5 protein-coding genes are annotated in these 3,490 nt (G+C 39.1%); 2 read left to right on the top strand and 3 right to left on the bottom strand.

The window, feature by feature from the left end; all coding sequences use genetic code 11:
- On the top strand, positions 1-259 hold a 259-nt coding region (locus CXF72_RS00210), incomplete at its 5' end, for a DoxX family protein (RefSeq protein WP_157823146.1).
- Positions 260-411: 152 nt separating this feature from the next.
- Here the strand turns inward: CXF72_RS00210 and CXF72_RS00205 are convergent.
- Positions 412-840 (bottom strand): hypothetical protein, encoded by a 429-nt coding sequence (locus tag CXF72_RS00205; RefSeq protein ID WP_101036038.1) that lies wholly within the window; start codon positions 838-840, stop codon positions 412-414.
- Positions 841-921: 81 nt separating this feature from the next.
- Between CXF72_RS00205 and CXF72_RS00200 the strand changes: the two genes are divergently transcribed.
- Complete coding sequence (locus tag CXF72_RS00200) at positions 922-1,821, top strand: ROK family protein (protein WP_101036037.1); 900 nt, start codon at positions 922-924, stop codon at positions 1,819-1,821.
- Positions 1,822-2,096: 275 nt separating this feature from the next.
- Here CXF72_RS00200 and CXF72_RS00195 read toward each other — a convergent pair whose 3' ends face one another.
- Together CXF72_RS00195 and CXF72_RS00190 are read right to left on the bottom strand one after the other, a co-directional pair.
- Positions 2,097-2,384, bottom strand: coding sequence for a LysR substrate-binding domain-containing protein (locus CXF72_RS00195; RefSeq protein WP_332870214.1), 288 nt, complete (start codon positions 2,382-2,384; stop codon positions 2,097-2,099).
- Positions 2,385-2,556: 172 nt separating this feature from the next.
- Complete coding sequence (locus tag CXF72_RS00190) at positions 2,557-3,189, bottom strand: alpha-ketoglutarate-dependent dioxygenase AlkB family protein (RefSeq protein ID WP_198552446.1); 633 nt, start codon at positions 3,187-3,189, stop codon at positions 2,557-2,559.
- Between the last annotated feature and the right edge of the window lie 301 nt (positions 3,190-3,490).

Here is a 3,490-nt window from a genome sequence, read left to right as displayed (position 1 = left end):
ACCTGCATTTATTGCCTATGGTGTATATTTAGGTGAGGTAGTTGCTCCTTTATTTATTATTTTTGGTATTTATACCCGCTTAGCATCAACCGTTGTTATCGGTACTTGCCTTTTTGTTATTGGTCTCATGCATATGGGCGATTTCTTTACCGTGGATAAAAATGGTGCCTGGGCTGTTGAAAGTGTAGCCACTTATTTATTTGCCTCAATATCTATTTTATTCTTAGGCTCGGGCAAGTATGCATTACGACCAGATTAGCAATAAAGAGGCAGTGGTTTTTATTTCCTGACAATCCCGATGCTCGCTTTTTCTCTACAGCGAGCAATCCTATGAACCTTCCTTTTTTGTGTGCTTAGTCAAATATGTAAATGGGTTTGCCTTGAACACCACAAATAAAAAACTAATCCAACTTAACTCGTCGCTAATGCATCCCGTAACCTTTGAACCGTAAAGTCGGTAAAGTCGGTAAAGTAACTAATCAGCGGATTCTTTACTTTGTTATCTACCAACATAAAATACATCCTAGGGGCCTCTGTTTGCCAATCTGAAAGAACTTCAATTAACGGTCCATTTTGTAGTTTGGATTGCACCAAAAATCGAGGTCCCAGTGAAAGCCCAAAGTCAGCCAGCATCATCTCTTTGGATGCATTCGCTCCCTTTATTGAAATGCCTTTCTTTACACTGAACTTTTCGGTCATACCAAGTTTCAGGTTTTTCAACTCTATAGAGGGGGAGAGCAGCCCTGTTTTTAGCAGATGCAGCGCCACATCAACCGTTTTACCCTGTCTGTGATCCTTTAAATAGCTGCGCGCGTTATTGATAAGAATAATTAGTTGCATTGATAGGCAACCCAGTTAATTATAGTGCCGTAAACAGCTATTACTAACAGCCTCATAAATTGAATATTTAAGGTAGATAATATGATCCTGGGATTAGATATTGGTGGAACAAAAATTGAAGGTGTCGGTCTTGATTCAGTGACATTCGAAACATTAGTCACTCTTCGAAACGTGACTCATACGGAGACTTATGAAGGTTTCTTATTGTCGGTAAGATCAGTTATTGATGAAGTGGCAAAGCACGGGAATATTGAATCTATCGGTATCGGTTGTTGCGGTTCTGTAGATAAAGCGGGACTAATGCAGGGAGCAAACCTAGTCATTTTAAATGGCCAGAATTTTATTGGCGACATTACAAAGAATATTAACGTCCCCGTTGCAATCGCTAACGATGCCGACTGTTTGGCGCTTTCTGAATTTAAAGATGGAGCAGCGAAAGAGGCGCAGAATTCCTGCGTTGCGATCATTATTGGGACAGGTTGTGGATCCGGTCTGATTGTTCATAATAAACTGGTTACCGGCTTAAATAATTTGGGAGGGGAATTAGGACATAATCCTCTGCCGAATTATTTAGCAGAAGTAGACGGTTCGGAAGTCCTTTGTTACTGCGGATCTAAAAACTGTACTGAAGCATTCGTTTCCGGAACAGGTTTTGCGCGTACTTTCTCTGCAAAATATCATCAGGCAAATTCAAAAGAAATTATGCATCAATACAAGCAAGGAGACTCACAGGCAGTCGCGCATTTAGATTTGTATTGTGATCAATTAGCGCGCGTTTGCGCAAATATAGTCAACTTTGTTGATCCTGACGTGATCGTACTGGGGGGCGGGATATCTAATATTGATGAAATTTACCCGCTGCTCAATGCAAAATTAAATCAGTACACCTTTACGAAAAATACAGTCACTAAAATTGTTAAGAATGTATATGGTGACTCTTCCGGTGTCCGGGGCGCTGCCTTTTTGCATCTGCAGGGATAAAACAGATACTAGATAAAGTGAGCAGCCGGTTATTGTTGCCAATAAGTTTGTATTTAAAGCCCCCTCTCTCGTGTTATGCGAGAGGGATTTATCCATCATCACTGATAGCCCACAAGCTCTAACACCACCAGCCTGTATAATACTTATTTGAACAACAGAAAAGAGCCTGCCGCCAAGATTTATCAAATTTAATTGATTGTAAAACCCCTTAAAGAAATTCGAAGCAGTTCAAATATTGATATAACTGCGTGCTCTGCATCACTGCGCGCTGACGGTTAATCCATATAATCCATCAAAAAATCAATCAAAGCCTTCACAGCCGGACTGAGCAATCGTTGTGATGGATAGATTAAATTAATTGGCAAAGGCTGAGGGGCATACTCAGTTAACATTTCAATCCGCTCTTGTGACGCTATCGCGTTATCAACATAAAAGTTAGGCATCTGCGCAATACCTTGACCGGCCATGGCAAACGCCTTAAGGCAGAGAGATTCATTCACCTCCAACTCACCACTGACTTTGACTTTGACTTTGACTTTGACTTTGACTTTGACTTTGACCAACAGGGTTTTTCCAGCAACTTGATATGTCCAGCGTTTCGGTGTGGAGATGGCGGTATTAATCAGGCAGTTGTGATCTGCTAAGTCTTTAGTTATTAATTATGGGTGGCTATATTAATCGTGTATCAATCAAGCATGCTAAGTATATTTAATAGATTTATTTTTTAAGATGGTTTTAATATCGGTAATTTGTTTCATTAATCATTCTAAAGGTTAAATTAATACGGGGTGTAGTGACTTTTTTAGTGGGTGGTAATCGATGTAACCAATGACGTTGAGTTTCACCTCTCATTACCAGCAGGCTGCCGTGTTGCAATGAAACTGAAATAGTTTGTTTATTCACTTTATGTTTAAAAGAGAATTTACGTTCAGCCCCAAAGCTTAATGAAGCGATTACTGCATTTTTTTGTAGATCTTTTTCTGCATCACTGTGCCAAGCCATGCCCTCTTCACCACTATGATATAAATTAAGTAAACAAGCATTAAATTGATGCCCAGTTACTTCTTCAACCTTTTGTTTCAGTTGCAATAATTCAAGCGTCCACGGTAAAGCGACTTTTGTCGTATTAGAGTAGGTATAATGAAAAGGCTTGTCAGCATACCAAGCCACTTTACGTTGAGTGACAATGACTTGACCTAATATATTGGCTTGATCATGCTTCCATTGGATTGTTTCGAGTAATACATCGAAGTAATGATTAGCTTGGTCAATAGGAATTAACAGTCCGTGGTATTCCACCACACCATCGCAATTAATGATATTAATAGGTGAGTCTTCTAGTGTTGCAAATAAGTCCATATTGTACATTTTATTTCCTATTTAAACTTATCGAATACCTATCACCAATAATGGTTTATTGCTTATTACAAAGGCCTGTAATATTTCAACAATAAATAATAATACGAGGGAAAGCAAGCAGCCGTAAAGGAGGCATTTATAGAAATGATGCCACATCGATGCTAAATAATAAGTATGTCATAGGGATCTTAGGTGTCATGTTAATTATATGAATCCCTAAGACGCATCGGTTATTGTAAGCCTTCGCTTGTAAGAGAAAAGCTGCTAGAAAGGCTGGACACCCAAAGGTTACCGATATAACAGATTTATT

This window comes from Psychromonas sp. MB-3u-54 (assembly GCF_002836415.1).
GTDB lineage: Bacteria > Pseudomonadota > Gammaproteobacteria > Enterobacterales > Psychromonadaceae > Psychromonas.
Note: the sequence above shows the minus strand (reverse complement) of the source record. Positions and strands in the feature narration are given on the sequence as shown.